Raw genomic sequence first — 26,217 nt, 5'->3', positions numbered from 1 at the left:
GTGCCGGATCCGGGCAGTCTGCCCGAGGTGACCGGTCGGTCAAAGCCCTTTATCGCCCGCAGCCCCGGCTGGCGGGAATCCGCAGCCCCCGCGCGCAATCCTGCGCGCCAGCCCCGAGAGTGAGCCCGCCATGGATCCCCGCAAGCTCGACATGACCGTCCTGATGACCCCCGACATGGCCAACTTCAGCGGCAAGGTGCATGGGGGCGCCCTGTTGAACCTGCTCGACCGGGTGGCCTTTTCCTGTGCCTCGCGCTTTTCCAAGCAATATGCGGTGACGCTGTCGGTGGATCAGGTGATCTTCAAGGAGCCCATCAATGTGGGCGAGCTGGTGACCTTTCGGGCCAGCGTGAACTATGCCGGGCGCACCTCGATGGAGATCGGCGTGCGGGTCGAGGCGCAAGAGATCCGCTCGGGCAAGTCGCGGCATACCAATTCGTGCTACTTCACCATGGTCGCCGTGGACGAGGAGGGGAAGCCGGTGGCGGTGCCCGAGTTGCAGATCCTGACCGAGGAAGAAGAGAAGCGCCACCGCGCGGCCTGCATCCGCAAGAAGCTGCGCCGCGAGTTCGCCGAAGAGATGCAGCGCGCCACCGAAGGGTAGGGCGGGCGGCGGGGGCGCCCCCTTGACCGGCGCGCGCCCCGGGCTTAGATCCGGGGCATGACGCACCAGACCCGCCCCCTTTTCGCATCGGTCTATTATCCGCTGAGCTAGTCAGCGGCGCGTCTTCTGTTGTCTCCGCTGTGCTTTCCCTGCCAGCGGTCCCCATCTCCCCCTTTGCCGTGATGACCCTGGCCCCCCTTCCAAGGATCCAGGATCATGTCTTTCCCTTCTTCCCCTTCCGTTGCCCTTTTCGGGCTGGGCGCCTTTGGCCAGCTCTTGGCGCGGCTGCTGGCGCCCGAGGTGCCGCTTTGCGTCCACGACCCCGCGCCGGGGGCCGGGGCGCGCGCCCAGGCCCTGGGTCTGCCTCTGGTCAGCGAGGCCGAGGCCTGCCGCGCCGATATCTTGATCCTGGCTGTGCCCCTGGGCGCGCTGGAGCCGCTCTTGACCCGCCTGGCGCCCAGGCTGCGCCCCGGCCAGCTGGTGATCGACGTGGCCTCGGTGAAGGAGGAGCCGGCACGGCTGATGCAGGCACTGCTGCCCAAGGGGGTCGAGGTGCTGGCCACCCATCCGATGTTCGGCCCCCTCAGCGCGGGGCAGGGGGTGCGGGGCGCGCAGGTGGTGCTGTGCCCGCTGCGCGGCAACCGTTGGCGCCGTGTGGCGGCGTTCCTGCGGGGGCGCCACGGGCTGCGCCTGATCGTCACCACCCCTGCCGAACACGACGCCCAGGCAGCGTTGAGCCAGGGGATGACCCATCTGATCGGCCAGGCCCTGCGCAGCCTCGGCCCCGCGCCGCGCATCCGCACCCGCAGTTTCGATCTGATGATGGAGGCGCTGGCCATGGTGGCGTCGGATGCGCCCGAGGTCTATGAGGCGGTGACCCGGGGCAATGCCCATGTGGGCCCCCTGCGCGACCGCCTGGTGGCGGCGCTGAGTGAAGCGGGCGGGGTCACGCCACGCTAGGCCCGCGATAGGCAAGTATTCTTGACGTGCGCGGTTGACGGAGCCCGGGCACGGGCGTATAGGCAGCGCTCATTGTTCTTACATAACCCACCGGATTCGCGGGTTACCCCTCTTGGGGCCCCCCGGTGCAAGGAAGGAAAGGAAGCGCCATGAGCGCCAAAGAGCTTCGCGAGAAGACTCCGGACCAGCTGCGTGAACAGCTGGCCGAGCTGAAGAAAGCCCAGTTCAACCTTCGTTTCCAGCAGGCCACCGGCCAGCTCGAGAACCCGGCGCAAATGCGCAAGACCCGTCGCGAAGCGGCGCAGGTCCTGACGGTTCTGAACGAAAAAGCTGCTGAAGCAGCCGGCGAATAAGGAGCTTTCCGATGCCCAAACGTATCCTTCGCGGTGTTGTCACCTCCGATGCCAACGCCCAGACCGTGACCGTGTCCGTCGAACGTCGCTTCACGCACCCGGTTCTGAAGAAGACCATCCGTAAGTCCAAGAAATACCGGGCTCACGATGAGAACAACCAGTTCAAGGTTGGCGACGCCGTCCGCATTCGCGAATGCGCGCCGAAGTCCAAGACCAAGCGCTGGGAAGTGATGACCGCCGAGATGATCGAAGCCGATCGCATCGAGCGGGAAGAACACGCCAAGGTTCAGCAAGAGCTGGACGCGAAGCGTCATGCAGAGCACGAGGCCGCGGCTAGCTAAGCCCCGGCCTCCCGTCGAAACCCTGGGGGGTCTAACCAGAACAACCCCCAAAGGTCGGGAGAAACCACATGATCCAGATGCAGACCAATCTGGATGTCGCTGACAACTCCGGCGCTCGCCGAGTTCAGTGCATCAAGGTCCTGGGTGGCTCGCACCGTCGCTATGCGTCGGTGGGCGACATCATTGTCGTTTCCGTCAAGGAAGCCATCCCGCGCGGCCGCGTGAAAAAAGGGGACGTCCGCAAGGCCGTCGTCGTGCGCACCGCCAAGGAAGTCCGTCGTGAAGATGGCACCGCGATCCGCTTTGATCGCAACGCCGCCGTCATCCTGAACAACAACAACGAGCCCGTCGGTACGCGTATCTTCGGCCCGGTTGTTCGCGAGCTGCGCGCCAAGAACTTCATGAAGATCATTTCGCTGGCTCCGGAGGTGCTCTGATGGCCGCCAAGCTGAAAAAAGGTGACAAGGTCATCGTCCTGTCCGGCAAGGACAAGGGCAAGACCGGCGAGATCACCCTCGTCGATCCCAAGGCCGGCAAGGCCGTGGTCGAAGGCCTGAACATGGCCGTCCGTCACACCCGCCAGACCCAGACGTCGCAAGGCGGCCGTCTGCCCAAGGCGCTGCCGATCAACCTGTCGAACCTGGCCTATGTCGATGCGAACGGCAAAGCCACCCGCGTTGGCTTCAAGATCGAAGGCGACAAGAAGGTTCGTTACGCCAAGACCACGGGGGACGTGATCGATGCTTGATACCGCGAACTACACCCCGCGCCTGAAGGCGGCCTATGCGGAAACCATCCGCGCCGCCCTGAAGGAAGAGTTCGGCTACAAGAACGACATGATGATCCCCAAGCTGGACAAGATCGTTCTGAACATCGGCTGTGGCGCCGAAGCCGTCAAAGACACCAAGAAGGCGAAGTCGGCTCAGGAAGACCTGACCACCATCGCCGGCCAGAAGGCCGTCATCACCAAGGCCAAGAAGTCGATCGCCGGCTTCCGCGTCCGTGAAGACATGCCCCTTGGTGCCAAGGTCACCCTGCGCGGCGACCGCATGTACGAATTCCTGGATCGCCTGATCACCATCGCGATGCCCCGGATCCGCGACTTCCGCGGCGTCTCCGGCAAATCGTTCGATGGCCGCGGCAACTACGCCATGGGCATCAAGGAACACATCGTCTTCCCCGAGATCAACTTCGACAAGGTCGATGAAGTCTGGGGTATCGATGTCGTCATCGGGACCACCGCGAAAACCGACGCAGAAGCCAAGGCGCTGTTGAAAGCTTTCAACATGCCCTTCAACAGCTGATCGCGCGAGGGAGATTTAGATATGGCTAAAAAATCCATGATCGAGCGCGAGAAGAAGCGGGAGAAGCTGGTTGCCCAGTACGCCGCGAAGCGCGCTGCACTGAAAGAGGTCATCTACGACCAGGACAAGCCGATGGAAGAGCGTTTCCGCGCCTCCCTCGCCCTTGCCAAACTGCCGCGGAACTCTTCCGCGACTCGTCTGCACAACCGTTGCCAGCTGACCGGCCGTCCCCACGCTTACTACCGTAAGCTGAAGGTGTCGCGGATCATGCTGCGCGAACTGGGCTCGAACGGTTACGTTCCCGGCCTCGTGAAATCGAGCTGGTAAGGAGGGCATAGATTATGAACGATCCTATCGGCGATATGCTCACCCGGATCCGCAACTCGTCGCTGCGCGGCAAATCCACCGTCTCGACGCCGGCTTCGAAGCTGCGCGCCTGGGTCCTGGATGTGCTGGCTGACGAAGGCTACATCCGCGGCTACGAAAAAGGCACCGATGCCAACGGTCACCCGACCCTGGAAATCAGCCTGAAGTACTACGAAGGCGCCCCCGTCATTCGCGAACTGAAGCGGGTTTCGACCCCCGGCCGTCGCGTTTACATGGGCGTCAAGGACATCCCCTCGGTCCGTCAGGGCCTGGGCGTGTCGATTGTCTCCACGCCCAAGGGCGTGATGTCGGACGCAGCAGCTCGCAGCCAGAACGTTGGCGGCGAAGTTCTCTGCACCGTCTTCTAAGGAGGTCGCAATGTCTCGTATTGGTAAGAAACCGGTCGAGCTGCCCTCGGGTGTTACCGCATCCGTGTCCGGCCAGACCGTCGAAGTGAAGGGCCCCAAGGGCACCCACAGCTTCACCGCCACCGACGATGTGACGATCGCTGTCGAAGACAACGCCGTCACCGTGACCCCGCGCGGCACGTCCAAACGGGCGCGTCAGCAATGGGGCATGTCGCGGACCATGGTCGCCAACCTGATCACCGGCGTGACCACCGGCTTCAAGAAAGAGCTGGAGATCAACGGTGTGGGTTATCGTGCCCAGGCCCAAGGTCAGTCCGTGAAGCTGAACCTCGGCCTGTCGCATGACGTCGACTTCCCGGTTCCGGCCGGTGTCACCGTCACCACGCCGAAGCCCACCGAAATCATCATCGAGGGCACCGACGCCCAGCTTGTGGGCCAGGTCGCGGCGAACATCCGCGAATGGCGCAAGCCCGAGCCCTACAAGGGCAAAGGCATCAAGTACAAAGATGAGTTTATCTTCCGTAAGGAAGGTAAGAAGAAGTAAGGACCAGCAAAATGGCAAATACGAAACGTACCCTGTTTCTGAAGCGCCGTCTGCGCGTCCGGAACAAGCTTCGCAAGGTGAACGCCGGTCGCGTGCGTCTCTCCGTGCACCGCTCGAACAAGAACATCTCGGTCCAGCTGATCGACGATGTTCAGGGCGTCACCCTGGCTTCCGCCTCCTCGCTGGAGAAGGATCTGGGCATCGTCGGCAAGAACAACGTCGAGGCGGCCGCCAAGGTCGGCGCGGCGATTGCCGAACGGGCCAAGAAGGCCGGTGTGGAAGAGGCCTATTTCGACCGTGGCGGTTTCCTGTTCCACGGCTCGATCAAGGCCCTGGCAGACGCAGCCCGCGAAGGCGGCCTGAAGATCTGATCGAGGGGGCGGGGGCCGACCCCGCCCGACTTGATCGTACCGGCGTTCGCCCCAAGGGGCGGACGTCTTCGTAGGGCGGGACCTGTCCCGCCATTCGAGAGAGGGGTTCACACCGGGCCCCCGATGATTCGGGAGACGCCGTTTTTTGCGCGCCTCACCTGGATTGGATAACCCGGGCGGTCACTGGACGCGCCCATGAAGTGAAGGAATTGCCTCATGGCAAGAGATGACAACCGGGGCCGCCGCGACCGCGACGAAGCACCGGAATTCGCCGATCGCCTGGTTGCGATCAACCGCGTGTCCAAGACCACCAAGGGTGGTAAGAACTTCGGTTTCGCCGCGCTGGTCGTGGTCGGTGACCAGAAGGGTCGCGTGGGCTTCGGCAAGGGCAAGGCCAAGGAGGTCCCCGAGGCCATCCGCAAGGCCACCGAGCAAGCCAAGCGTCAGATGATCCGCGTTCCCCTGAAAGAGGGCCGCACCCTGCACCACGACATCGAAGGTCGTCACGGTGCCGGCAAGGTCGTCATGCGCACCGCACCGCAAGGTACCGGGATCATCGCAGGTGGCCCGATGCGTGCCGTCTTCGAGATGCTGGGCGTGCAGGACGTGGTCGCAAAGTCGATCGGTTCGCAGAACCCCTACAACATGATCCGCGCCACCCTGGACGGCCTGACCAAGGAATCTTCCCCGCGTCAGGTGGCTCAGCGTCGTGGCAAGAAGGTCGCCGACATCCTGCCGTCCCGTGACGAAGCGCCCGCCGCTTCGACCCAGGTCGCAGAAGAGGCGTAAGGAGGCTCACCAATGGCAACCATCGTCGTCAAGCAGATCGGTTCCCCGATCCGTCGCCCGGCCATCCAGCGTCAAACGCTGATCGGCCTGGGCCTGAACAAGATGCACAAGACCCGCGAGCTGGAGGACACCCCCTCCGTGCGCGGCATGATCCGCAAGATCCCCCACCTGGTGGAGATCGTCGAAGAAAAGGCCTGAGGCCCTCTTCGCGGACAGTGAACAGAACGCCCCGGTCGCAAGGCCGGGGCGTTTTGCTTTGGGCCTAGGGCGCAGGCCGCGCCTCGCGCACAGCCACCCTGCGGGGCCGCGCTTGCCTGGGCTGCGTGGGGACCCTACCAATTGGCGAACGGCCGCGCCCTGACGCTTCCGGCGGCCCGGAGATCCCATGCCCCTAGACCCCGCCGCCTTTCGTCATCACCCCGGCCTGCTGGGCAAGATCCGCGAGCCCGAGGACAGTTTCTTCCGCAGCATGGTCCCGGCAGAGCTGGAGGCCGAGACCCTGCGCCGGGGCGGCGCGCCGATCGCGCTTTACAGCGACGCGGACCGCGAGGCGATGCGCCATGCGACCCTGGCGCCGCACTACGGGGAAGACATCTGGGTCTTCGCCTATGGCTCGCTGATGTGGGATCCGGCGATCTATTTCGCCGAGCTGCGCCGCGCCACCCTGCCGGGCTGGCACCGCAGTTTCTGCCTGGTGGACCGCAGCGGAGCGCGCGGCACCGAGGCGGCGCCGGGGGTCATGGCCGGGCTGGGGCCGGGGGGCAGCTGCGAGGGGCTGGTCTTTCGCATCGACGCCGCCCGGGCCGAGGTCGAGACCGAAGTGATCTGGCGCCGCGAGATGGTGGCGCCCTGCTATCACGCCGTCTTTGCCCCGGTCGAGACGGCCCAGGGCGTGGTCCAGGCCCTGTGTTTCGTCGCCGACCCCGAGGCCGAGATGATCGAGGCCGACCTGCCCCATGCCGAGCGGGTGCGCTATCTGGCCACGGGCGAGGGGTTCCTGGGCAGCAGCCGGGACTATCTGGAAAAGGTCATCGCCGGCTGCCGCGATCTGGGGATCGACGACCCCGACCTTGACGCGCTGCTGGCCGAGGTCGCGGCCTGGCCCAGCCCCGCGTCAGAAGGGACGCAGGGCTGACCGCCGGATCCTAGCGCACCGGAATGTCGGTGATGTCGGGAATGGCGGTGATGACGCCCGGGCAGCTCTGGTCGCTGTTGGCCACGGCGATGAAGTGGTGGCCGCCATAGGTATCCACGCTCAGCACCGGATTGTCGGGCCCCAGCGGGCCGATCGGCACCGGGGTGCCCGTCTGATCCAGCCAGTACAGGGTCATCGGCCGATCCTGCGCCGCATAGCGGAAGGTGGCGGTGAAGGGCGTGCCGCCATCGACCGAGCGCACCGTGCCCGGTTCCGGGCAGCCGAAGGACAGGGCGACGCCGCCGGGGGCGGGCGCGGGCATCGGATCGGCGGGGGCACCGCTCATCATGCGGACCATCTCGACCGCGTCGCTGCTCAGCCCGTTCCGGTCGGCGCATTCCGCGACCTTCAGGATGGCGGCGGCCGAGCCGTTCAGGGGCCGCGCGTAGACCTGGTTGTCCATCTGCACCCGCATCGTGTTGCCCTGCATCAGGGCCTCGACATTCCAGGCGGCCAGCCAGACCACCGTCCAGCCCTCCACGGCGGTGCCGCTGACGCTTTCGCTTTGCCCGTCCACGGTCAGGCTGCCCTGCCAGTCACGGCGCGAGCTGACCGGCAGGATCAGCTGCCACTGGCCGCTGGCATAACCGATGGTCATGTCATACCAGCCCGCCCCCGAGGTGGCGGCGCAGTAGATCGGCGCGCCCATGGGCGAATGGCCCAGGCCCACGGTCCAGCCGCGCGCCTCGCCATAGCGCAGGACCTCGCGGCCCTGGGTGGGCACGGCGTCGATGATGTCAGGGTAGGCGGATTGGGCGCGGGCGGGGCCCGTCAGGGCGGCCAGCCCGACCAAAAGGGTCGCGGCAAGGCGGAAAGGGGAAGGCATGATGCTTGTCCTGAAAAGGCGGCTCTGGAAATCCGGCCGGGCAGGGGGCCTGGCCGCGCATAGTCTGGGGCCGGGCGCCCGCGTCGGTCAATGGCGGAACACCCTGCCGTAGGGCCGGGGCAGGGGGCGCAGGCCTTGACGCTTGCCCGGGGGCGCCGGGACGCCCATATAGGACGCAATCCACAGGAGGAGCCGATGCCCCGTTCGCCCCGATCCGCCGCCACCACGACGGCGCTGTCCGCCACGGTCCTGCTGGCGCTGGCCGCCTGTGCCGGCCCCCGCTATCAGCCCAGCACCCCCTATGAGACCCAGACCGGCGTCCATGGCAGCGTGGGTGTGGGCGTCAACAGCCGCAAGGGGCCGGTGGCCAATGCCGATGTGACCCTGTCGGTCTGCCGCCAGCCGCGCCCGGTGACCATCGGCGTGGGCGTCAACAGCCGCAACGTCGACCTAGAGGCGCGCTGCTAAAGCGCCGCAGCCCGCTCGGCCGATCCCTTGATCTCACGGCTGCCGCAACGGCCTTGCCGTGCCGGGGCGCCCGGGGCCGCCGCCGCCCTTGCATCAACGCCGCCCAGGCCCTATACGCGCCCGGTGGCCGGGATCGCAGAATCGCCGGTCGTGACAAGCAACCAAGAAAAGCCGTGTCCGTCCCACCGCTTCGGGGGCGTTTCCGGCCAAGGAGAAGCGCAATGAAACTGAACGAACTTCGCGACAACCCGGGCGCCGCCCCGAAACGCACCCGTGTTGGCCGTGGCCCCGGCTCCGGTAAGGGTAAGATGGGTGGCCGCGGTATCAAGGGTCAGAAATCCCGTTCGGGTGTGGCCATCAAGGGCTACGAGGGCGGCCAAATGCCGCTGTACCAACGTCTGCCCAAGCGTGGCTTCAACAAGCCGAACCGCAAGAAATTCGCCGTGGTCAACCTGGGCCTGATCGCCGCCTTCATCGAGGCCGGCAAGATCGACGCCAAGGCCCCCGTCACCGAAGACGTGCTGGTCGCCTCGGGCCTGGTGCGCCGCAAGCTGGACGGTATCCGCGTCCTGGCCAAGGGTGATATCGCCACCGCCGTGACCCTGGAAGTCACCGGCGCCTCGAAAACGGCCATCGAAGCCGTTCAAAAGGCTGGCGGTTCGCTGAAGGTGGCTGCCGCAGCCGCGGAATAAGGTTGTGAGCCGCCTTTGCGCGGCTTACATCTTGCCACGTCATTTCTCATCGAGCGCCGCCGAGCCACGAGATGGCTTCGGCGGCGCTCTGCCAAGAAAGAGAGCCATATGGTATCTGCAGCAGAACAGATGGCTGCCAACACCTCCTGGGCCGCGCTCGGCAAGGCCACGGAGCTGCGCAAGCGCATCCTCTTCACCATCGGGTTGCTGATCATCTGCCGCCTGGGCACCTATATTCCCGTTCCCGGCATCGACGGTGCCGCGCTGCGCGAATTCATGGAAGGCGCGGGCCAGGGGATCGGCGGTATGCTGTCGATGTTCACCGGCGGCGCCCTTGGCCGCATGGGGATCTTCGCCCTGGGCATCATGCCCTATATCTCCGCCTCGATCATCGTCCAGCTGATGACCGCCATGGTCCCGGCGCTGGAGCAGCTGAAGAAGGAAGGCGAGCAGGGCCGCAAGAAGATCAACCAGTACACCCGTTACGGCACGGTCTTCCTGGCCACGCTTCAGGCCTACGGCTTGGCGGTGTCGCTGGAGGCCGGGGATCTGGCCTCGGATCCGGGGCTGTTCTTCCGCGTCGAAGCGGTGATCACCCTGGTGGGCGGCACCATGTTCATGATGTGGCTGGGCGAGCAGATCACCGCCCGCGGCATCGGCAACGGTATCTCTCTCATCATCTTCGTCGGCATCATCGCCGAGGTCCCCGCCGCCCTGGCGCAGTTCTTCGCCTCGGGCCGTTCGGGCGCCATCAGCCCGGCGGTGATCGTCGGCGTGATCGTCATGGTGATCGCGGTGATCGCTTTCGTGGTCTTCATGGAACGCGCCCTGCGCAAGATCCATATCCAGTATCCGCGCCGCCAGGTGGGGATGAAGGTCTATGACGGCGGCTCGTCGCACCTGCCGATCAAGGTGAACCCGGCGGGCGTGATCCCGGCCATCTTCGCCTCTTCGCTGCTGCTGCTGCCGACCACGATCTCGACCTTCTCGGGCGCCGACTCGGGCCCCGTGATCTCGACCATCTTGGCCTACTTCGGCCCCGGTCAGCCGCTTTACCTGCTGTTCTTCGTCGCGATGATCGTCTTCTTCGCCTACTTCTACACCCACAACGTGGCCTTCAAGACCGACGACGTGGCGGACAACCTGAAGAACCAGAACGGTTTCGTGCCGGGCATCCGTCCGGGCGCCAAGACCGCCGAGTACCTGGAATACGTGGTCAACCGCGTGCTGGTGCTGGGCGCGGGCTACCTGGCCCTGGTCTGTATGCTGCCCGAGGTCCTGCGCAATCAGTTCGCCGTGCCCTTCTACTTCGGCGGCACCTCGGTGCTGATCGTCGTGTCGGTGACCATGGACACGATCCAGCAGGTCCAGTCGCATCTTCTGGCCCACCAGTATGAGGGCCTGATCGAGAAATCGCAGCTGCGCGGAAAAGGCAAACGCCGCGCACGCAAGGGAGGAGCTGCACGCCGATGACCAATATCATTCTTCTTGGACCGCCCGGCGCGGGCAAAGGCACCCAGGCAGGTTTCCTGGTCGAGCAGCGGGACATGATCCAGCTGTCCACCGGGGACATGCTGCGCGCCGCCCGCACCTCGGGCACCGAAATGGGCAAAAAGGTTGCCGAGGTCATGGACCGCGGCGAGCTGGTCACCGATGAGATCGTCATCGGCCTGATCCGCGAAAAGCTGGAAGGCCCGCAGAAGGGTGGTTTCATCTTCGACGGTTTCCCCCGGACCCTGGCTCAGGCCGACGCGCTGGAGGCCCTGCTGGAGGAGGAGGGCCAGAAGCTCGACTATGCCATCGAGCTGCGGGTGCGGGACGAGGTCCTGGTAGATCGCATCGTGGGTCGTGCGCGCGATGCCGTTGCCGCCGGTGGCACCGCCCGGGCCGACGACAATGAGGAAAGCCTGAAGAAGCGCCTCATGGAATACTACAAGAAGACCGCGCCGCTGCTTGGCTATTACCACGTAAAGGGCAACCTGCGCCGCGTGGATGGCCTGGCCAGCATGGATGTGGTCAAGGCCTCGATCGGGGCGATCCTGGACGAGTGATCGCGCCGCGCCCGGGACCTGGGCGCAGGGATCCGAACCTTGCCAGCGGGGCGCCCAGGGGCGCCCCGTTTGCATTTCGCCGCCGGGGCAGGGGGCGGGCGGCACTGGCCGCTCTTGATCCCGGTGGCGGGGCGCTGTACCTTGCTGCGATAGCCGCGGCGCAGCGATCTGCCGTCGGCCCGCCGTTCCCGGCCTCCCGGCGCGTCCTCGCCCGGGCTGTCACATAACGGTGAAAAAGGGGTTGACCCCCCGCCCAATCCCCCCTACGCAGCCCTATCTACACAGGGGGCCGGGCGAATCCCGTCTCTCGTGTTCTATTCGAATTCAGACATGGCCCAAGGTCACCGTACCTCGGGCCATCCTGTTGTGAAAAAAGGTTCTGGAGCTACGGAACCGCAACCGAAGGAAAGTGACCATTGGCACGTATCGCCGGCGTTAACATCCCGACTGCAAAGCGGGTGCCCATCGCCCTCACCTACATCACCGGTATCGGCCCCGCATCGGCCAAAGCCATCTGCGAAGCCGTCAACATCGACCTGACCCGTCGTGTGAACGAGCTGTCCGATGCCGAAGTGCTCTCGATCCGCGAGCACATCGACGCCAACTACACCGTGGAAGGCGACCTGCGCCGTGAGACGCAGATGAACATCAAGCGCCTGATGGACCTCGGCTGCTACCGTGGCCTGCGCCACCGTCGCAACCTGCCGGTTCGCGGTCAGCGTACCCATACCAACGCACGGACCCGCAAGGGCCCGGCCAAGCCGATCGCCGGCAAGAAGAAGTAAGGGGAGATCTGACACATGGCACGTGATACCCGTCGCGGGGGCAAGAAAAAGGTCTCCAAGAACATCGCAGCTGGCGTTGCACACGTTAACTCCAGCTTCAACAACACCAAGATCCTGATCTCTGACGTGCAGGGCAACGCCATTTCGTGGTCGTCCGCCGGTACCATGGGCTTCAAGGGTTCGCGGAAATCCACCCCCTATGCCGCTCAGATGGCTGCCGAAGACGCAGGCAAGAAGGCACAGGAACACGGTGTGAAGACCCTGGAAGTCGAAGTTCAAGGCCCCGGTTCGGGTCGTGAATCGGCTCTGCGCGCCCTGGCCGCGATCGGCTTCAACATCACCTCGATCCGTGATGTGACCCCGATCGCCCACAACGGCTGCCGCCCGCCGAAGCGCCGTCGCGTCTGATCGGATATACCCATTTCGGGGGGTCGCGCCACGGCGCGGCCTCTCTTTCGTCTTTTTGAACCTCGGGCGTGCCGACCTTCGGACATGGGGTCGGAACAGGAATTGAGGAGACACGCATGATCCACAAGAATTGGGCAGAACTGATCAAGCCGACTCAGCTTGAGGTGAAACCGGGCAACGATCCCGCGCGCCAGGCAACCGTTGTTGCCGAGCCGCTGGAACGGGGTTTCGGCCTGACCCTCGGCAACGCGCTGCGCCGCGTGCTGATGTCGTCGCTTCAGGGCGCTGCCATTACCTCGGTGCAGATCGACAACGTCCTGCACGAGTTCTCCTCGGTGGCCGGTGTGCGTGAAGACGTCACCGACATCGTTCTGAACCTCAAAGGCGTCGCCCTGCGGATGGAAGTCGAAGGGCCCAAGCGCCTGTCGATCTCTGCCAAGGGTCCGGGTGCCGTGACCGCAGGCGAGATCGCCGAGACCGCGGGCATCGAGGTCCTGAACAAGGACCACATCATCTGCCACCTCGACGAAGGTGCGGACCTGTTCATGGAGCTGACCGTGAACACCGGCAAGGGCTATGTTCCCGCCGACCGCAACAAGCCCGAGGATGCCCCCATCGGCCTGATCCCGATCGACGCGATCTATTCGCCGATCAAGAAGGTCTCCTACGACGTGCAGCCGACCCGTGAGGGCCAGGTGCTGGACTATGACAAGCTGACCCTGAAGGTGGAAACCGATGGTTCCATCACCCCGGATGACGCCGTGGCCTATGCCGCACGCATCCTGCAGGACCAGCTGTCGATCTTCGTGAACTTCGAAGAGCCCGAATCCGCCGGCCGCCAGGACGAGGACGACGGTCTGGAGTTCAACCCGCTGCTGCTGAAGAAGGTCGACGAGCTCGAGCTGTCGGTCCGTTCGGCAAACTGCCTGAAGAACGACAACATCGTCTACATCGGCGACCTGATCCAGAAGACCGAAGCCGAGATGCTGCGCACCCCGAACTTCGGCCGCAAGTCGCTGAACGAGATCAAGGAAGTGCTGTCGGGCATGGGCCTGCACCTTGGCATGGACGTCGAGGACTGGCCGCCGGACAACATCGAAGATCTGGCCAAGAAGTTCGAAGACCACTTCTGATCCGGCCAGGGTGGGGTTCACCCACCCTCCGCCAGACGGAACGGTCGGCGCGGATATCGTAGGGTGGGTGCCAACCCACCTTCCCGCGCTCCGAAGGCCTCGCAGGCCGAGGCCATTGCACTTTCCGGTCGGGCGGGCTAGATCCCGCCCACCGAAAGACCCGGGCATTCGCCCCAAGGAGAGCCGGTGACACGCATCGCCGGTCAGACAAAGCAAAACCGCCCGTAGAGGGCACCCTAGGAGTAAGACACATGCGTCACGCAAAAGGCTACCGTCGCCTTAACCGCACCCACGAACACCGCAAGGCCCTGTGGTCGAACATGGCCGGCTCGCTGATCGAGCACGAGCAGATCAAGACCACCCTGCCCAAGGCCAAGGAACTGCGTCCGATCGTCGAGAAGCTGATCACCCTGGCCAAGCGCGGCCCCGATGATCTGCACGCCCGCCGTCAGGCCGCCTCGAAGCTGAAGCAGGACGTTCTGGTTCAGAAGCTGTTCGACGTCCTCGGCCCCCGCTACGCCGAGCGTCAGGGTGGCTACATCCGCATCATGAAGGCCGGCTTCCGCTACGGTGACATGGCGCCGATGGCTATCATCGAATTCGTCGACCGCGACGTCGACGCCAAGGGCGCAGCCGACAAGGCCCGCCTGGAAGCGGAAGAAGCCGCCGAGTAATTCCGGCCTTCCGACCCGATTTCCGAAACCCCCGGTGCCCCAGGCGTCGGGGGTTTTTCCTTGCCCAGGGTCCTGGGCCGTCCCGCCGCGCACAGGGTGGCGAGCCTGCCCCGGGTTGCCATTCCGCGCCGCGCTCCGCATATCTGGGCCATGCCCCGCATGAAGAGAAAGGCCCACAGGTGTTCCGAACTCTTGCCGCCCTCTGCCTCGGCTGCGCCCTGGCGCTGCCCGCCCAGGCCCGCATCCCCTTTTCGAAACAGGAGATCACCCTCAGCTTCGCGCCCCTGGTGAAGGAAGCGACGCCCGCGGTGGTCAACATCTACGCCAAGCGGATCGTCGAAACGCGGTCTTCGCCCTTTGCCAACGATCCGATCTTTTCCGAGTTCTTCCGCAACTTCGCCCCCTCGCGACCCCGGGTGCAGAACTCGCTTGGGTCTGGCGTGATCCTGTCTGACGACGGCTATGTGGTGTCGAATTACCATGTGGTCGGCCAGGCGGATGAGATCCAGGTGGTGCTGAACGACCGGCGCGAGTTCAACGCCAAGGTGCTGCTGTCCGACCCCGAGGCGGATCTTGCGATCCTCAAGCTGGAGGACGCGCGCGACATGCCACACCTTTCCTTGCGCGACAGCGACACGGTCGAGGTGGGCGAGCTGGTGCTGGCCATCGGCAATCCCTTCGGCGTCGGCCAGACCGTCAGCTCGGGCATCGTCTCGGGCCTGGCGCGCTCAGGGACCGCCACGGGCAATGAACGCGGTTATTTCATCCAGACCGATGCGCCGATCAACCCGGGCAACTCGGGCGGGGCGCTGATCGACATCAACGGCGACCTGATCGGGGTGAATACCTCGATCCTGTCGCGCTCGGGCGGGTCCAACGGCATCGGCTTTGCCATTCCGGCCAGCCTGGTGGCGCAGTTCCTGGATCAGGCCGAGGCAGGCAACGACCGCTTCCAACGCCCCTGGGCCGGGATCACCGGCCAGGCGGTGGACAGCGACATGGCGGCGCATTTCGGCCTCGACCGCCCCGAGGGGATCGCCATCACCGCCCTGCATCCCGCCTCGCCCTTCGCCGAGGCCGGGTTTCGCCCCGGTGACGTGATCCTGGCGGCGGACGGGGTGCCGGTGTCCTCGCCGCCCGAGATGATCTTTCGCATGACCCTGGCGGGCATCGGCAACACGGTCGAGGTGACCCGGCTGCGCGATGGCCGCGACCGCGAGGTCGAGGTGACCCTGATGGCCCCGCCCGAGGATCCGCCGCGCGATCCGGTCACGACCGGCCAGGCCTCGGCCCTGCCGGGGATGCGCCTGGTCACGGTGAACCCGGCGGTGATCGCCGAGAACCTTCTGCCGCAGGATGCGCGCGGCGCGATGATCGACGACCCCGGCGCCATCGGCACCCGTGCGGGCCTGCAACGGGGGGATGTGATCCAGGCGGTCAATGATACGGTGATCGACAGCGCCCCCCTGGCCGAGGTCGCCCTGACCCGCGCCACCGTTTTCCTGCAACTGACCGTGCTGCGCGACGGGCGCAGCCTGTCCCTGCGCTTCCGGCTCTGACATGGCGGATCTGTTCGATAGCGGCCCCGACGAGGCCAAGGGCGAAGAGGGCGGCGGCGCCGCGCCCCGCCCTCTGGCCGACCGGCTGCGCCCCCAGACCCTGGCCGAGGTGATCGGCCAGCGCCAGGTCATCGGCCCCGATGCGCCGCTGACGGTGATGCTGGAGTCCGGCTCTCTGTCCTCGCTGATCTTCTGGGGCCCGCCCGGCACCGGCAAGACCACCATGGCCCGCCTGCTGGCCCATGAGACGAACCTGCATTTCGTGCAGATCAGCGCCATCTTTTCCGGCGTGGCGGATCTGAAGAAGGTCTTCGAGGCCGCCAAGACCCGCCGCCGCATGGGGCAGGGGACGCTGCTCTTCGTGGACGAGATCCACCGGTTCAACAAGGCGCAGCAGGACAGCTTTCTGCCGCATATGGAAGACGGCACCATCCTTCTGGTCGGCGCCACCACCGAGAACCCCAGTTTCGAGCTGAACGCCGCCGTCCTGTCCCGCGCCCAGGTGCTGGTGCTGGAACGGTTGTCGATGGAGGATCTGGAGCAGATGGCGCAGCGCGCCGAGGCAGCCCTGGGCCGGCCCCTGCCGTTGACCCCGGAGGCGCGCGAGGCGCTCTTGGCCATGGCCGATGGCGACGGCCGCGCTTTCCTGAACCTGGTCGAACAGGCCGCCGCCTGGAAAACGAAAGAGCCGCTGACGCCGGATCAGCTGTCGGCGCGGCTGATGCGGCGCGCGGCGAAATACGACAAGTCCGGCGATGAGCATTACAACCTGATTTCGGCGCTGCACAAATCCGTCCGGGGCAGCGACCCGGATGCGGCGCTGTATTGGTTCTGCCGGATGCTGGAGGGGGGCGAGGATCCGCGCTATCTGGCGCGGCGGATCACCCGGATGTCGGTCGAGGATATCGGCCTGGCCGATCCCCAGGCGCAGACCGTCTGCCTGGACGCCTGGCAGGTCTACGAACGGCTGGGCAGCCCCGAGGGCGAGCAGGCCCTGGCCAATGCGGTGATCTACCTGGCCCTGGCGCCCAAGTCGAACGCCACCGAGATGGCCTATCTGGCCGCCCGCGCCCAGGCCCGCAAGACCGGCAGCGTGATGCCGCCCAAGCATATCCTGAACGCGCCGACCAAGTTCATGGCGGGGCAGGGCTATGGCGCCGATTACGCCTATGACCACGATGCCGAGGATGGCTTCTCGGGGCAGAACTACTTCCCCGAAGAGATGCAGCGGACCGAGTTCTACCAGCCCGTCGAACGCGGGTTCGAGCGCGACCTGAGAAAGCGGATCGAGTATTTCGCCAAGCTGCGGGCGAAACGCGCCGGCAACCCGGGCACCTGAGGTCCGGGCGGGGCGGGCCGGGCGCCCGGAGCAACCCGGCTAAAACCCCGCCGACCCCGTGTAAAACTTGACAACCGAAGGCCCGCGCGCGACAGACGCCGGATGATCCTGACCGTGCTTCAAGTTGCCGCCGGGGGCGCCGTTGGTGCCTCGCTCCGCTTTCTGTCGGGGGTGGCCCTGATGCGCGTCTTCGGGCCGGGCCTGCCGATTCCGGTGGGGGTGATCTTCGTCAATATCCTGGGGTCTTTCCTGATGGGCGCGCTGGTCGTGGTCATCGGCGAAAAGGGCCTGGGCCACTGGAACCCCTTCCTGGCGACGGGGATCCTGGGCGGCTTCACCACCTTCTCGTCCTTCTCGCTGGAGGCCTTCACCCTGTACGAACGGGGCGAGGCGGGGCTGGCGGCGGTCTATGTGGGGATCAATGTCATTCTTTCGCTCGCGGCCATCGTCGCGGGCACCTACGCGATGCGGGCGGTATTGGTATGAGCGGTGTGCAGCAGATCGAGATCCCGGCGGGCGACGCCGACATGCGGCTGGACCGCTGGATGCGGCGGACCTTCCCGCAGCTGACGCAAGGGCGCATCGAAAAGATGTGCCGCAAGGGCGAGCTGCGTCTGGATGGCGCCCGGGTGAAATCCAACACCCGTCTGGCCCCGGGCCAGACCCTGCGCGTGCCGCCGATCCCCGAGGGCGAGGCCCCCGCCCCCCAGGCCGGGCCCCGCATCAGCGACGACGACGCCCGGATGATGCGCGACGCCGTGCTGTGGATGGATGACCATATCATCGCCCTGAACAAGCCCGCCGGCCTGCCGGTGCAGGGCGGCTCGAAACAGACCCGCCACGTCGACGGGCTGTCCGAGGCGCTGCGCTTTGACTACGACGAAAAGCCCCGGTTGGTGCATCGCCTGGACAAGGACACCTCGGGCCTGCTGCTGCTGGCGCGCACCCGCGAGGCGGCCTCGAAGCTGACCGGCGCCTTCCGGTCGCGCGAGACGCGCAAGATCTACTGGGCGCTGGTGGCCGGTGTGCCGCAGCCCTACATGGGCACGATCAAGTTCGGCCTGGTGAAGGCCCCGGGCCATGGGTCGGGCGGCGAGGGCGAGAAGATGATCTGCGTGCACCCGCGCGACATCGACAGCACCCCCGGCGCCAAACGCGCGGTGTCCGATTACTCGGTGCTGTGGCGCCTCGGCCAGCGCGCCGCCTGGGTCGGCCTGGTGCCGGTGACGGGCCGTACCCACCAACTGCGCGCCCATATGGCCGAGATCGGCCATCCGATCATCGGCGACGGCAAATACGGCGGGTCGGGCCAGGAAAACCTGGGCGACGGCTGGGGCGCGCAACTGGGCGGCGAGATCAGCCGCAAGCTGCACCTGCACGCTCGGCTTCTGCGCTTTACCCATCCCTTCACCGGCAAGGAGATCGAGCTGGAAGCGCCGCTGCCCGACCACATGAAGCGCAGCTGGGACCACTTCGGCTGGTCCGAGGATACGGTGCGCAAGGATCCCTTTGACCTGGACGAACCGCTGGACTGAGGAGCGCGCCATGGCAGATCTGCGACTGGTCATCTTCGACGTGGACGGCACCCTGTCCGACTCGCTGGGCGAGATCGTCGGCGCCATGGAGGCGGCCTTTGGCGCCGAACACATGACGGTGCCGGACCGCGACCGGATCATGGGCATCATCGGCCTGTCCCTGGAAGAGGCCATGCCCCTGCTGGCCGAAGAGGCCCCGGCCTCGACCCACGCGCGGCTGGTGGCGGGTTACAAGGCGGCCTATCAGAAACAGCGGCTAGCGGCGGGGCCGGATCATTCGCCCCTGTTTCCCGGGATGCGCGAGCTGGTCGAACGGCTGGCGGCCCAGCCAGAGACCCTTTTGGCGGTGGCCACCGGCAAGTCGCGGCGGGGCCTTGAGGCGCTCTTGGACACCCACGGGTTGCGGCCCTTCTTCCATTCCATCCAGGTGGCCGACGATCACCCGTCGAAACCGCATCCCTCGATGGTGATGACGGCCCTGGCCGAAACCGGGGTCGAGGCTGCCCGCGCGGTGATGATCGGCGACACCAGCTATGACCTCGACATGGCGCGCGCCGCCGGGGTGGCCTCTATCGGGGTCGCCTGGGGCTATCACCCGGCGCAGCAACTGGCCCGGGCCGATGTGGTCGTCGCCACCCCCGAAGAGCTGGCCCGCGCCATCGACACCCTGACCACCGGAGAGACCCCGCGATGAGCGACTGGAAACCGCGCCGCTTCTGGACCGAGGCCGCCGCCGTGCCTGTGACCGGCGGCTATACCGTGCATCTGGACAAGCGCCCGGTGAAGACCCCCGCCAAGGCGCCGCTGGTCGTACCGACCGAGGCGCTGGCCCAGGCCCTGGCCGCCGAATGGGACGCCCAGGAGGCGCAGGTGAACCCGGCCACCATGCCGCTGACCCGCACCGCCAATTCCGCCATCGACAAGGTGGCCGTGCAGCGCGCCGAAGTGGCCGACATGCTGGCCGCCTATGGCGATGCCGATCTGCTGTGTTACCGCGCCGAGACGCCCGCGGAACTGGTGGCGCAACAGGCCGCCGCCTGGGATCCGGTGCTGGACTGGGCCGAGGGGGATCTGGGCGCGCGACTCAGCCCGCGGGCGGGCATCCTGCACGCGCCGCAGGACCCTGCCGCCCTGGCGACCCTCAGCGCGCGAGTCCATGCGCTCGACCCGTTCGAACTGGCCGCCTTCCACGATCTGGTGGCCCTGACCGGCTCTCTGGTTCTGGGCTTTGCCGCTTTTTTGACCACCTGGTCCGCAGATGAAATCTGGGAGCTGTCGCGGCTGGATGAGCGCTGGCAAGAGGCGCAATGGGGCGTGGATGACGAGGCGCGGCAGATCGAAGCCCTAAAAAGGGCAGCTTTTGACGATGCGCGCCGATTCCTGACGCTTTTGCATCGGTAGAACTACCTATACCGGATCCAGATCGCGCGGGCGCAGCGGGGATCCGCAGCGTCCTATAGTGCCTTTGTCCCGGGTCCGACCGTTCGCTTTTGGTGATGAATGGCTTGACCCATAGCGATGAATCCGCTCACACTTTAGGCATTGTTAGGGGGAGCACCTCTAGCGCATCTGTCGCCGGCCGCAAAGGACCGGTGAACCGCCATTGTGGACAAGGCGGAAAATCAGGAAGAGGTAAACATGAAAAAATCCGTATTTCTTGGCGCGCTGACCGTTGCGGGCCTGGCCGCCGGCGTTGCCGGTGCAGCCACCCTGGACGACGTGAAAGCCCGTGGCACGCTGAACTGCGGCGTCTCGACCGGCCTGACTGGCTTCTCCTACCCGGATGCCAACGGTGAGTGGCAGGGCTTCGACGTTGGCGTCTGCCGCGCCGTGGCGGCCGCTGTTCTGGGCGACGCAAGCGCGGTCGAATTCGTTCCGACCACCGGCAAGACCCGCTTCACCGCTCTGGCCTCGGGCGAGATCGACGTGCTGGCCCGGAACACCACCTGGACCTTCTCGCGCGATGCCGACCTGAAGTTCACCTTCGTCGGCGTGAACTACTACGACGGTCAGGGCTTCATGGTTCCCAAAGAGCTGGGCGTCAGCTCGGCCAAGGAACTGGACGGCGCCACCGTCTGCATCCAGACCGGCACCACCACCGAGTTGAACCTGGCCGACTTCTTCCGCGTCAACAACATCAGCTACGAGCCGGTTCCGATCGAAACCAACGCCGAAGCGCAGCAGCAGTTCCTGGCGGGCGCCTGTGACGTCTACACCACCGACGCCTCCGGCCTGGCCGCGACCCGCGCCACCTTCGAGAACCCGGGCGACTATGCCGTTCTGCCCGAAATCATCTCGAAAGAGCCGCTGGGCCCGCTCGTCCGTCATGGCGACGACGAATGGGGTGACGTGGTTCGCTGGACCCTGAACGCCCTGGTTGCCGCCGAAGAATACGGCGTGACCTCGGCCAACGTGGCCGACCTGGCCTCGGCCCCCACCGACAACCCCGAAGTGAACCGCCTGCTGGGCACCGAGGGTGAACTGGGCGCCATGATCGGCCTGGACGCCGACTGGGCCGTCAAGGCGATCTCCGCCGGCGGCAACTACGGTGAACTGTTCGAGAAGAACATCGGCGAGAACACCCCGATCGGCCTGGCCCGGGGTCTGAACGCGCAGTACACCGACGGTGGCCTGCTCTACACCCCGCCGTTCCGCTAAGATCTGAACGGCGGAGGGCGCGGCAGAAGCCGCGCCCTCTTACCTTTGGCCCCTGACGGGGCTCGGCTTCCGGCCCCGCGCGCAGACGCATTTCAGAACAGGCCGGACACGGGGAAGATTCACAATGACAACGCTTACTGATCCGCCGGCGGACTCCTTCAAGCTATCGCAGCTTGTCTACGACACCCGCTATCGGTCCATCACGTTTCAGATTCTCGCGCTGATCGGCTTTCTGCTGTTCTTCGGCTGGCTGACGCTGAACACGGTCCAGAACCTCAACGATCTGGGCAAGGAGGTCTCCTTCGGCTTCCTCAGCAATCCGGCCGGTTACGACATCAACCAGCGCCTCATCGAATATGACAACCAGGACACCCACCTGCGCGCGGCCTTCGTCGGCCTGCTGAACACGCTGCTGGTGGCCGTTCTGGGCTGTATCACCGCAACGGTCATCGGGGTTGTCGTCGGCGTGCTGCGCCTTTCGGGCAACTGGCTGGTGGCCCGGCTGATGACGATCTACGTCGAGATGTTCCGCAACGTCCCCGTGCTGATGTGGATCGTGCTGGCCATGGCGATCCTGATCGAAAGCCTGCCCGCCCCGCGCGCCTTCCGCGGCGAGGATCCCGAGGCGACGATGAAGCTGTTCGAGTCGGTCGCCTTCACCAACCGGGGCGTCTATGTGCCCGAACCGCTGTTCTCGCGCGGGCTGGGCGACATCTCGTTCTTCGGCGCCTTCGACATCAGCCTCGACCTGATCGCCTTCCTGGTGGTGCTGATCGGCTCTATCGTCGTCGCAAAGCGGATCGGCCGTGCGGCGGATGCCAAGCAAGAGGCCACCGGCCTGCGCCCGCGCACCTGGCCGGTGCAGACGGCGGTGATCGTGCTGCCGACGCTGGCGCTGCTGATCGCCCTGGGCTTCTACCTCGGCTACCCCGAGCTGAAGGGCTTCAACTTCCAGGGCGGCACCCATATGCGCAACTCGCTGATCGCGCTGTGGCTGGCCCTGTCCCTCTATACGGCGGCCTTCATCGCCGAGAACGTCCGCGCCGGCATCATGGCCATTTCCAAGGGCCAGACCGAGGCCGCCGCGGCGCTGGGCCTGCGCCCGAACCGGATCATGTCGCTGGTCATCCTGCCGCAGGCGCTGCGGGTGATCATCCCGCCGCTGATCTCGCAATACCTGAACCTGACCAAGAACTCCTCGCTGGCCATCGCCGTGGGCTACATGGACATCACCGGCACGCTGATGGGGATCACCCTGAACCAGACCGGGCGCGAGCTTGAGACGGTTCTGCTGGGCATGGCCATCTACCTGGTCATCAGCCTGATCATCTCGGGCGTGATGAACGTCTACAACGAACGCAAGAAACTGGTGGAGCGGTGATATGAGCAATACGCACGCAGATACGGTTCTCTACGTCCGTGACACGATGATCGAACAGCAGGATCCGCCGGGCTCGACCGTCGGGCCTGCGGGCTGGGCCAAGGAGAACCTGTTCTCCGGCTGGATGAACACGGCCCTGACGGTCCTGTCGGCCCTGTTCATCGCCTTCCTGCTTTACCGGCTGTTGCCCTGGTTCGTCTCGCCCACCTGGAACGGCACCTCGCTGAGCGATTGCCGCGAGATCCTGGGCGGCCACGAGGGCGCCTGCTGGGGCGTCATCCGCGACCGCTGGCAACAGCTGCTGTTCGGCTTCTACCCGTCCGAGCTGTACTGGCGCCCGGTGTTGACCCTGGTGCTGCTCTTCGTGGCGCTGGCGCCGGTGCTGTTTGCCGGTCTGGTGCCGGCCAAGCTGCTGTCCTTCTCGGCCGCCTTCCCCTTCGTGATGGTCTGGCTGCTGTGGGGGGGCACCATCTGGCTGCCGATCACCGCCGCGCTGGGCTTCGTCATCGGCTTCGTGGCCTTCCGGCTGATCTCGACGGCGCTGAATGCGGGCGTGTCGCTGTTCCTGGCGGCGGTGCTGGCCGTCGTCTGGTGGGTGGTGCTGGCCGCCCCGGTGGCCAACGGGATCGCGTCGATCCTGCCGCTGGCGCTGGAGCCGGTGGCCAGCCGTGACTTCGGGGGCTTCATGCTGTCGATCACCATCGGCGTCACCGCCATCGGCTGCTCGCTGCCGATCGGGATCGTGCTGGCGCTGGGCCGTCAGTCCGACCTGCCGCTGGTGAAGATCCTCTGCGTCGGCTTCATCGAGTTCATCCGCGGCGTGCCGCTGATCACCCTGCTGTTCGTGGCCTCGGTCCTGCTGAACATCTTCCTGCCGCCGGGCACCAATTTCGACATCATCCTGCGGGTGATGATCATGGTGACGCTGTTCGCGTCGGCCTATATGGCCGAGGTGATCCGCGGGGGCCTCGCCGCCCTGCCCAAGGGCCAGTACGAGGCGGCCGATGCGCTGGGTCTCGACTACTGGAAGGCGCAGCGGCTGATCATCATGCCGCAGGCCCTGAAGATCTCGATCCCGGGCATCGTGTCGACCTTCATCGGGGTGTTCAAGGACACCACGCTGGTGTCGATCATCGGGTTGATCGACCCGCTGGGTCTGGCCAACGGCATCCGGGCCGACACCGCCTGGAACGGCGTCTACTGGGAGCTGTTCATCTTCATCGGCTTCGTCTTCTTCATCTTCTGTTTCTCCATGTCCCGCTACTCGATGTACCTGGAGCGCAAGCTTCAGACCGGCCATCGCTGAGGAGGTAAATTCAAATGACCAACACTGCTGTTGAAACCCCGACCCCCTCCGCGATGCAGGTCTCGGACGAGATCGCCATCGAAATCAGCCAGATGAACAAGTGGTACGGCCAGTTCCACGTTCTGCGCGACATCAACCTGACGGTGAACCGGGGCGAGCGGATCGTCATCGCGGGCCCCTCGGGTTCGGGCAAGTCCACGATGATCCGTTGCATCAACCGCCTGGAGGAACACCAGTCGGGCAAGATCATCGTCGACGGGACCGAGCTGACCTCGGACCTGAAGAACATCGACAAGGTGCGCTCGGAGGTGGGCATGTGCTTTCAGCACTTCAACCTCTTCCCGCATCTGACGATCCTGGAGAACTGTACCCTGGCGCCGATCTGGGTCCGCAAGACCCCGAAGAAGGAAGCGGTCGAGACCGCCATGCACTTCCTTGAAAAGGTGAAGATCCCCGAGCAGGCCAACAAGTACCCCGGCCAGCTGTCGGGTGGTCAGCAGCAGCGGGTGGCGATCGCGCGCTCGCTGTGTATGCGCCCGCGCATCATGCTGTTCGATGAACCCACCTCGGCGCTGGACCCCGAGATGATCAAGGAGGTGCTCGACACCATGATCGAGCTGGCGGAAGAGGGCATGACCATGCTCTGCGTGACCCACGAGATGGGCTTTGCCCGCCAGGTCGCCAACCGCGTGATCTTCATGGACCAGGGCCAGATCGTGGAACAGAACGAGCCGGAAGAGTTCTTCAACAACCCGCGCTCGGAACGCACCAAGCTGTTCCTCAGCCAGATTCTGGGCCACTGAGGGCCCCGCCAGACCAAGATCAGGGCCCCGCTTCGGCGGGGCCTTTTTCGTTGCCGGGACCGCGCGCGGGGCAGGGCGCGGCAGTAAGTTGCCCCTAGGTCAAATTTCAACGGCAATTCACCGGCCATGACAACGCTCGGCACAATGGCGGTGGTCGACAGAGGCGCCACGGCGTCGTTGTCGGTCCGCGTATTCTCTCGGTCCGGGATGGCGGCGCTGTCTCTCTCCACCCCGGGGCAAGGCCCCGCATGACCAAGGGAACTCTTCATATGAAGTCTGTATCGCTGATCGCAGCGGCAATTTTCGCCGCATCTTCCGTTTCCGCCATGGCCGCCGGCTATGGCTCCAGCAATTCCTATGGCGCGACCAACAAGGCCGCCAGCAACTACAATTACGTTGCCCCCCAGAACAACGCCAAGCAGGCGGCGGGCTATGTCACCGACGCCGAGGGCATGTCCCTCTACTACTTCGACAACGATGCTCGCGCTGTCTCGAACTGCTATGAGCGTTGCGCCACCGACTGGCCGCCGTTCTACGCCGCGCCCGATGCGACCCCCTACGGCTATTTCTCGGTGATCCTGCGCCAGGACGGCGCCTACCAGTGGGCCTACAAGGGCCAGCCGCTGTACTACTGGTCCGGCGACCAGACCCCGGGCGACCGCAACGGTGACGGCATCGGTGGCCTCTGGCACATCGTGCTGAAGTAACTCCGGCATCGGGTTGCCTGCCCCCAAGGCCAGGCAACCTGTAGGCCGGTTCGCTCCCCGTGTAGCCGGCCCCCCTTGTGGCAGAGCAAGGAAGCACCCCGCGCGGTTCGGCCGACCGCGCGGGGTTAGGTGTTTGTCAGGGAACCCGGCAAGGCGCCGGATCCGGGGGGAACCTCAGCCCTGGGTCAGGGCCAGGGCGCCACCGCCCAGCAGGGCCTGCACCAGCAGGGTCACGGCCCAGAAGGCGGGATATTCCCAGCCGCCGTTTTCATTGTTGAACCAGAAGCCGTTCTTGCCATGGGCCAGGATGGCGGCGCCCAGCAGGGTGGGGATCAGCAGCAGCGCCACAAGGCTGGTCTGGAAGCCCAGGATCAGGGCCAGGCCGCCCAGGGTTTCGGCGGCGATGGTGATATAGGCGAACCACCCCGGCACGCCCAGCGAGGCGAAGAAACCGGCGGCGCCTTTCGGCGTGAAGATGAAGTATTTCAGATAGGCATGGGCCAGGAACAGCCCGCCCAGGGTGACCCGCAGCAGCAGGGCTGCGATGGCGATTGCGGTGACGGAACCGGCGCCTGCGACGCTCAGGATGTTGGTGGAAAGGTCGATCATTGTCTTGTCCTCACTCGGGGCCCAGCGGGCCGGTGTGTTTCTGTGTTGAGGAAGAGATAGACCTGTCGGATACTCCTTGAAATGGAGA

The 26,217-nt window shown here is 65.6% G+C and carries 34 protein-coding genes and 1 pseudogene; 33 read left to right on the top strand and 2 right to left on the bottom strand.

Annotation, left to right across the window (positions count from 1 at the left end; translation table 11 throughout):
- Positions 1–130 precede the first annotated feature (130 nt).
- From ACRARE_RS03145 to ACRARE_RS03080, 14 genes and pseudogenes are all read left to right on the top strand, one after another.
- A complete protein-coding gene (locus ACRARE_RS03145; RefSeq protein ID WP_432654946.1) occupies positions 131–604 on the top strand; it encodes an acyl-CoA thioesterase in 474 nt (157 codons plus the stop codon).
- Between the two features lie 216 nt (positions 605–820).
- Complete coding sequence (locus ACRARE_RS03140; protein WP_432654945.1) at positions 821–1,564, top strand: prephenate dehydrogenase/arogenate dehydrogenase family protein; 744 nt, start codon at positions 821–823, stop codon at positions 1,562–1,564.
- A 149-nt stretch (positions 1,565–1,713) separates the two neighbouring features.
- Positions 1,714–1,917 carry a 50S ribosomal protein L29 gene (rpmC, locus tag ACRARE_RS03135; RefSeq protein ID WP_432654944.1) on the top strand — a complete coding sequence of 68 codons (204 nt, stop codon included), beginning with the start codon at positions 1,714–1,716 and terminating at the stop codon, positions 1,915–1,917.
- A gap of 11 nt (positions 1,918–1,928) precedes the next feature.
- A pseudogene (rpsQ, locus tag ACRARE_RS03130) lies at positions 1,929–2,156 on the top strand (30S ribosomal protein S17); the annotation flags it as partial.
- A 170-nt stretch (positions 2,157–2,326) separates the two neighbouring features.
- Positions 2,327–2,695, top strand: a complete 369-nt coding sequence (gene rplN / locus ACRARE_RS03125) for a 50S ribosomal protein L14 (RefSeq protein ID WP_009574016.1) — start codon at positions 2,327–2,329, stop codon at positions 2,693–2,695.
- Positions 2,695–3,006 (top strand): 50S ribosomal protein L24, encoded by a 312-nt coding sequence (gene rplX, locus ACRARE_RS03120; RefSeq protein WP_432654943.1) that lies wholly within the window; start codon positions 2,695–2,697, stop codon positions 3,004–3,006. The genes rplN and rplX overlap by 1 nt, the downstream gene beginning before the upstream one ends.
- A complete protein-coding gene (gene rplE, locus ACRARE_RS03115) occupies positions 2,999–3,562 on the top strand; it encodes a 50S ribosomal protein L5 (protein WP_432654942.1) in 564 nt (187 codons plus the stop codon). Before rplX ends, rplE begins: the two co-directional genes overlap by 8 nt.
- A 21-nt stretch (positions 3,563–3,583) precedes the next feature.
- Positions 3,584–3,889, top strand: a complete 306-nt coding sequence (gene rpsN / locus ACRARE_RS03110) for a 30S ribosomal protein S14 (RefSeq protein WP_432654941.1) — start codon at positions 3,584–3,586, stop codon at positions 3,887–3,889.
- Positions 3,890–3,903: 14 nt separating this feature from the next.
- Positions 3,904–4,296: a 30S ribosomal protein S8 gene (rpsH, locus tag ACRARE_RS03105; protein ID WP_432654940.1), complete on the top strand. Its 393-nt coding sequence runs from the start codon at positions 3,904–3,906 to the stop codon at positions 4,294–4,296.
- A gap of 10 nt (positions 4,297–4,306) precedes the next feature.
- Positions 4,307–4,840, top strand: a complete 534-nt coding sequence (gene rplF, locus ACRARE_RS03100; protein ID WP_432654939.1) for a 50S ribosomal protein L6 — start codon at positions 4,307–4,309, stop codon at positions 4,838–4,840.
- An 11-nt stretch (positions 4,841–4,851) separates the two neighbouring features.
- Positions 4,852–5,211 (top strand): 50S ribosomal protein L18, encoded by a 360-nt coding sequence (rplR, locus tag ACRARE_RS03095; RefSeq protein ID WP_432654938.1) that lies wholly within the window; start codon positions 4,852–4,854, stop codon positions 5,209–5,211.
- Positions 5,212–5,427: 216 nt separating this feature from the next.
- Positions 5,428–6,000, top strand: a complete 573-nt coding sequence (gene rpsE / locus ACRARE_RS03090) for a 30S ribosomal protein S5 (protein WP_432654937.1) — start codon at positions 5,428–5,430, stop codon at positions 5,998–6,000.
- A gap of 12 nt (positions 6,001–6,012) precedes the next feature.
- The gene (gene rpmD / locus ACRARE_RS03085) at positions 6,013–6,198 is read left to right on the top strand and encodes a 50S ribosomal protein L30 (RefSeq protein ID WP_010137495.1); all 186 of its coding nucleotides are present in this window, start codon (positions 6,013–6,015) and stop codon (positions 6,196–6,198) included.
- Between the two features lie 187 nt (positions 6,199–6,385).
- Positions 6,386–7,135, top strand: coding sequence for a gamma-glutamylcyclotransferase (locus ACRARE_RS03080; protein ID WP_432654936.1), 750 nt, complete (start codon positions 6,386–6,388; stop codon positions 7,133–7,135).
- A 10-nt stretch (positions 7,136–7,145) separates the two neighbouring features.
- On the opposite strand, the gene ACRARE_RS03075 is transcribed toward ACRARE_RS03080, so the two are convergent.
- Positions 7,146–8,021: a hypothetical protein gene (locus tag ACRARE_RS03075; RefSeq protein ID WP_432654935.1), complete on the bottom strand. Its 876-nt coding sequence runs from the start codon at positions 8,019–8,021 to the stop codon at positions 7,146–7,148.
- Between the two features lie 195 nt (positions 8,022–8,216).
- On the opposite strand from ACRARE_RS03075, the gene ACRARE_RS03070 reads away from it, so the two are divergent.
- From ACRARE_RS03070 to ACRARE_RS02980, 19 genes are all read left to right on the top strand, one after another.
- A complete protein-coding gene (locus ACRARE_RS03070; RefSeq protein WP_432654934.1) occupies positions 8,217–8,489 on the top strand; it encodes a hypothetical protein in 273 nt (90 codons plus the stop codon).
- Between the two features lie 221 nt (positions 8,490–8,710).
- Complete coding sequence (rplO, locus tag ACRARE_RS03065) at positions 8,711–9,181, top strand: 50S ribosomal protein L15 (RefSeq protein WP_432654933.1); 471 nt, start codon at positions 8,711–8,713, stop codon at positions 9,179–9,181.
- Between the two features lie 108 nt (positions 9,182–9,289).
- Positions 9,290–10,654: a preprotein translocase subunit SecY gene (secY, locus tag ACRARE_RS03060; RefSeq protein WP_432654932.1), complete on the top strand. Its 1,365-nt coding sequence runs from the start codon at positions 9,290–9,292 to the stop codon at positions 10,652–10,654.
- Entirely contained in the window at positions 10,651–11,232 is a 582-nt protein-coding gene (locus ACRARE_RS03055) for an adenylate kinase (protein ID WP_432654931.1), read from the top strand. Before secY ends, ACRARE_RS03055 begins: the two co-directional genes overlap by 4 nt.
- Positions 11,233–11,648: 416 nt before the next feature.
- Positions 11,649–12,017 (top strand): 30S ribosomal protein S13, encoded by a 369-nt coding sequence (rpsM, locus tag ACRARE_RS03050; RefSeq protein ID WP_432654930.1) that lies wholly within the window; start codon positions 11,649–11,651, stop codon positions 12,015–12,017.
- A 15-nt stretch (positions 12,018–12,032) separates the two neighbouring features.
- Positions 12,033–12,425, top strand: coding sequence for a 30S ribosomal protein S11 (rpsK, locus tag ACRARE_RS03045; protein WP_058245136.1), 393 nt, complete (start codon positions 12,033–12,035; stop codon positions 12,423–12,425).
- A 116-nt stretch (positions 12,426–12,541) separates the two neighbouring features.
- A complete protein-coding gene (locus ACRARE_RS03040; protein ID WP_432654929.1) occupies positions 12,542–13,558 on the top strand; it encodes a DNA-directed RNA polymerase subunit alpha in 1,017 nt (338 codons plus the stop codon).
- 251 nt (positions 13,559–13,809) lie between these two features.
- Complete coding sequence (gene rplQ, locus ACRARE_RS03035; protein ID WP_432654928.1) at positions 13,810–14,232, top strand: 50S ribosomal protein L17; 423 nt, start codon at positions 13,810–13,812, stop codon at positions 14,230–14,232.
- A gap of 179 nt (positions 14,233–14,411) precedes the next feature.
- Complete coding sequence (locus ACRARE_RS03030) at positions 14,412–15,791, top strand: trypsin-like peptidase domain-containing protein (protein WP_432654927.1); 1,380 nt, start codon at positions 14,412–14,414, stop codon at positions 15,789–15,791.
- Between the two features lies 1 nt (position 15,792).
- A complete protein-coding gene (locus ACRARE_RS03025) occupies positions 15,793–17,130 on the top strand; it encodes a replication-associated recombination protein A (protein ID WP_432654926.1) in 1,338 nt (445 codons plus the stop codon).
- Positions 17,131–17,232: 102 nt separating this feature from the next.
- A complete protein-coding gene (gene crcB, locus ACRARE_RS03020) occupies positions 17,233–17,616 on the top strand; it encodes a fluoride efflux transporter CrcB (RefSeq protein WP_432654925.1) in 384 nt (127 codons plus the stop codon).
- Positions 17,613–18,665 (top strand): RluA family pseudouridine synthase, encoded by a 1,053-nt coding sequence (locus ACRARE_RS03015; protein WP_432654924.1) that lies wholly within the window; start codon positions 17,613–17,615, stop codon positions 18,663–18,665. Before crcB ends, ACRARE_RS03015 begins: the two co-directional genes overlap by 4 nt.
- A 10-nt stretch (positions 18,666–18,675) precedes the next feature.
- On the top strand, positions 18,676–19,359 hold the full coding sequence (locus ACRARE_RS03010) for an HAD-IA family hydrolase (RefSeq protein WP_432654923.1): 684 nt from the start codon (positions 18,676–18,678) through the stop codon (positions 19,357–19,359).
- Positions 19,356–20,066: an ATP12 family chaperone protein gene (locus ACRARE_RS03005; protein WP_432654922.1), complete on the top strand. Its 711-nt coding sequence runs from the start codon at positions 19,356–19,358 to the stop codon at positions 20,064–20,066. Before ACRARE_RS03010 ends, ACRARE_RS03005 begins: the two co-directional genes overlap by 4 nt.
- Before the next feature lie 237 nt (positions 20,067–20,303).
- The gene (locus tag ACRARE_RS03000; RefSeq protein WP_432654921.1) at positions 20,304–21,323 is read left to right on the top strand and encodes an amino acid ABC transporter substrate-binding protein; all 1,020 of its coding nucleotides are present in this window, start codon (positions 20,304–20,306) and stop codon (positions 21,321–21,323) included.
- 124 nt (positions 21,324–21,447) lie between these two features.
- Positions 21,448–22,704: an amino acid ABC transporter permease gene (locus tag ACRARE_RS02995; protein WP_432654920.1), complete on the top strand. Its 1,257-nt coding sequence runs from the start codon at positions 21,448–21,450 to the stop codon at positions 22,702–22,704.
- A gap of 1 nt (position 22,705) precedes the next feature.
- Positions 22,706–24,010 (top strand): amino acid ABC transporter permease, encoded by a 1,305-nt coding sequence (locus ACRARE_RS02990; protein WP_432654919.1) that lies wholly within the window; start codon positions 22,706–22,708, stop codon positions 24,008–24,010.
- 14 nt (positions 24,011–24,024) lie between these two features.
- Positions 24,025–24,813, top strand: coding sequence for an amino acid ABC transporter ATP-binding protein (locus tag ACRARE_RS02985; RefSeq protein ID WP_432654918.1), 789 nt, complete (start codon positions 24,025–24,027; stop codon positions 24,811–24,813).
- Between the two features lie 269 nt (positions 24,814–25,082).
- Positions 25,083–25,520 (top strand): COG4315 family predicted lipoprotein, encoded by a 438-nt coding sequence (locus ACRARE_RS02980; protein ID WP_432654917.1) that lies wholly within the window; start codon positions 25,083–25,085, stop codon positions 25,518–25,520.
- Between the two features lie 174 nt (positions 25,521–25,694).
- Here the strand turns inward: ACRARE_RS02980 and ACRARE_RS02975 are convergent, their stop codons facing one another.
- Entirely contained in the window at positions 25,695–26,129 is a 435-nt protein-coding gene (locus ACRARE_RS02975) for a DoxX family protein (RefSeq protein WP_432654916.1), read from the bottom strand.
- Positions 26,130–26,217: the final 88 nt, after the last annotated feature.

It is taken from the genome of Pseudooceanicola aquaeponti (genome assembly GCF_050897975.1).
Classification (GTDB): domain Bacteria; phylum Pseudomonadota; class Alphaproteobacteria; order Rhodobacterales; family Rhodobacteraceae; genus Pseudooceanicola.
This window is presented reverse-complemented; position numbering and strand designations above follow the sequence as displayed.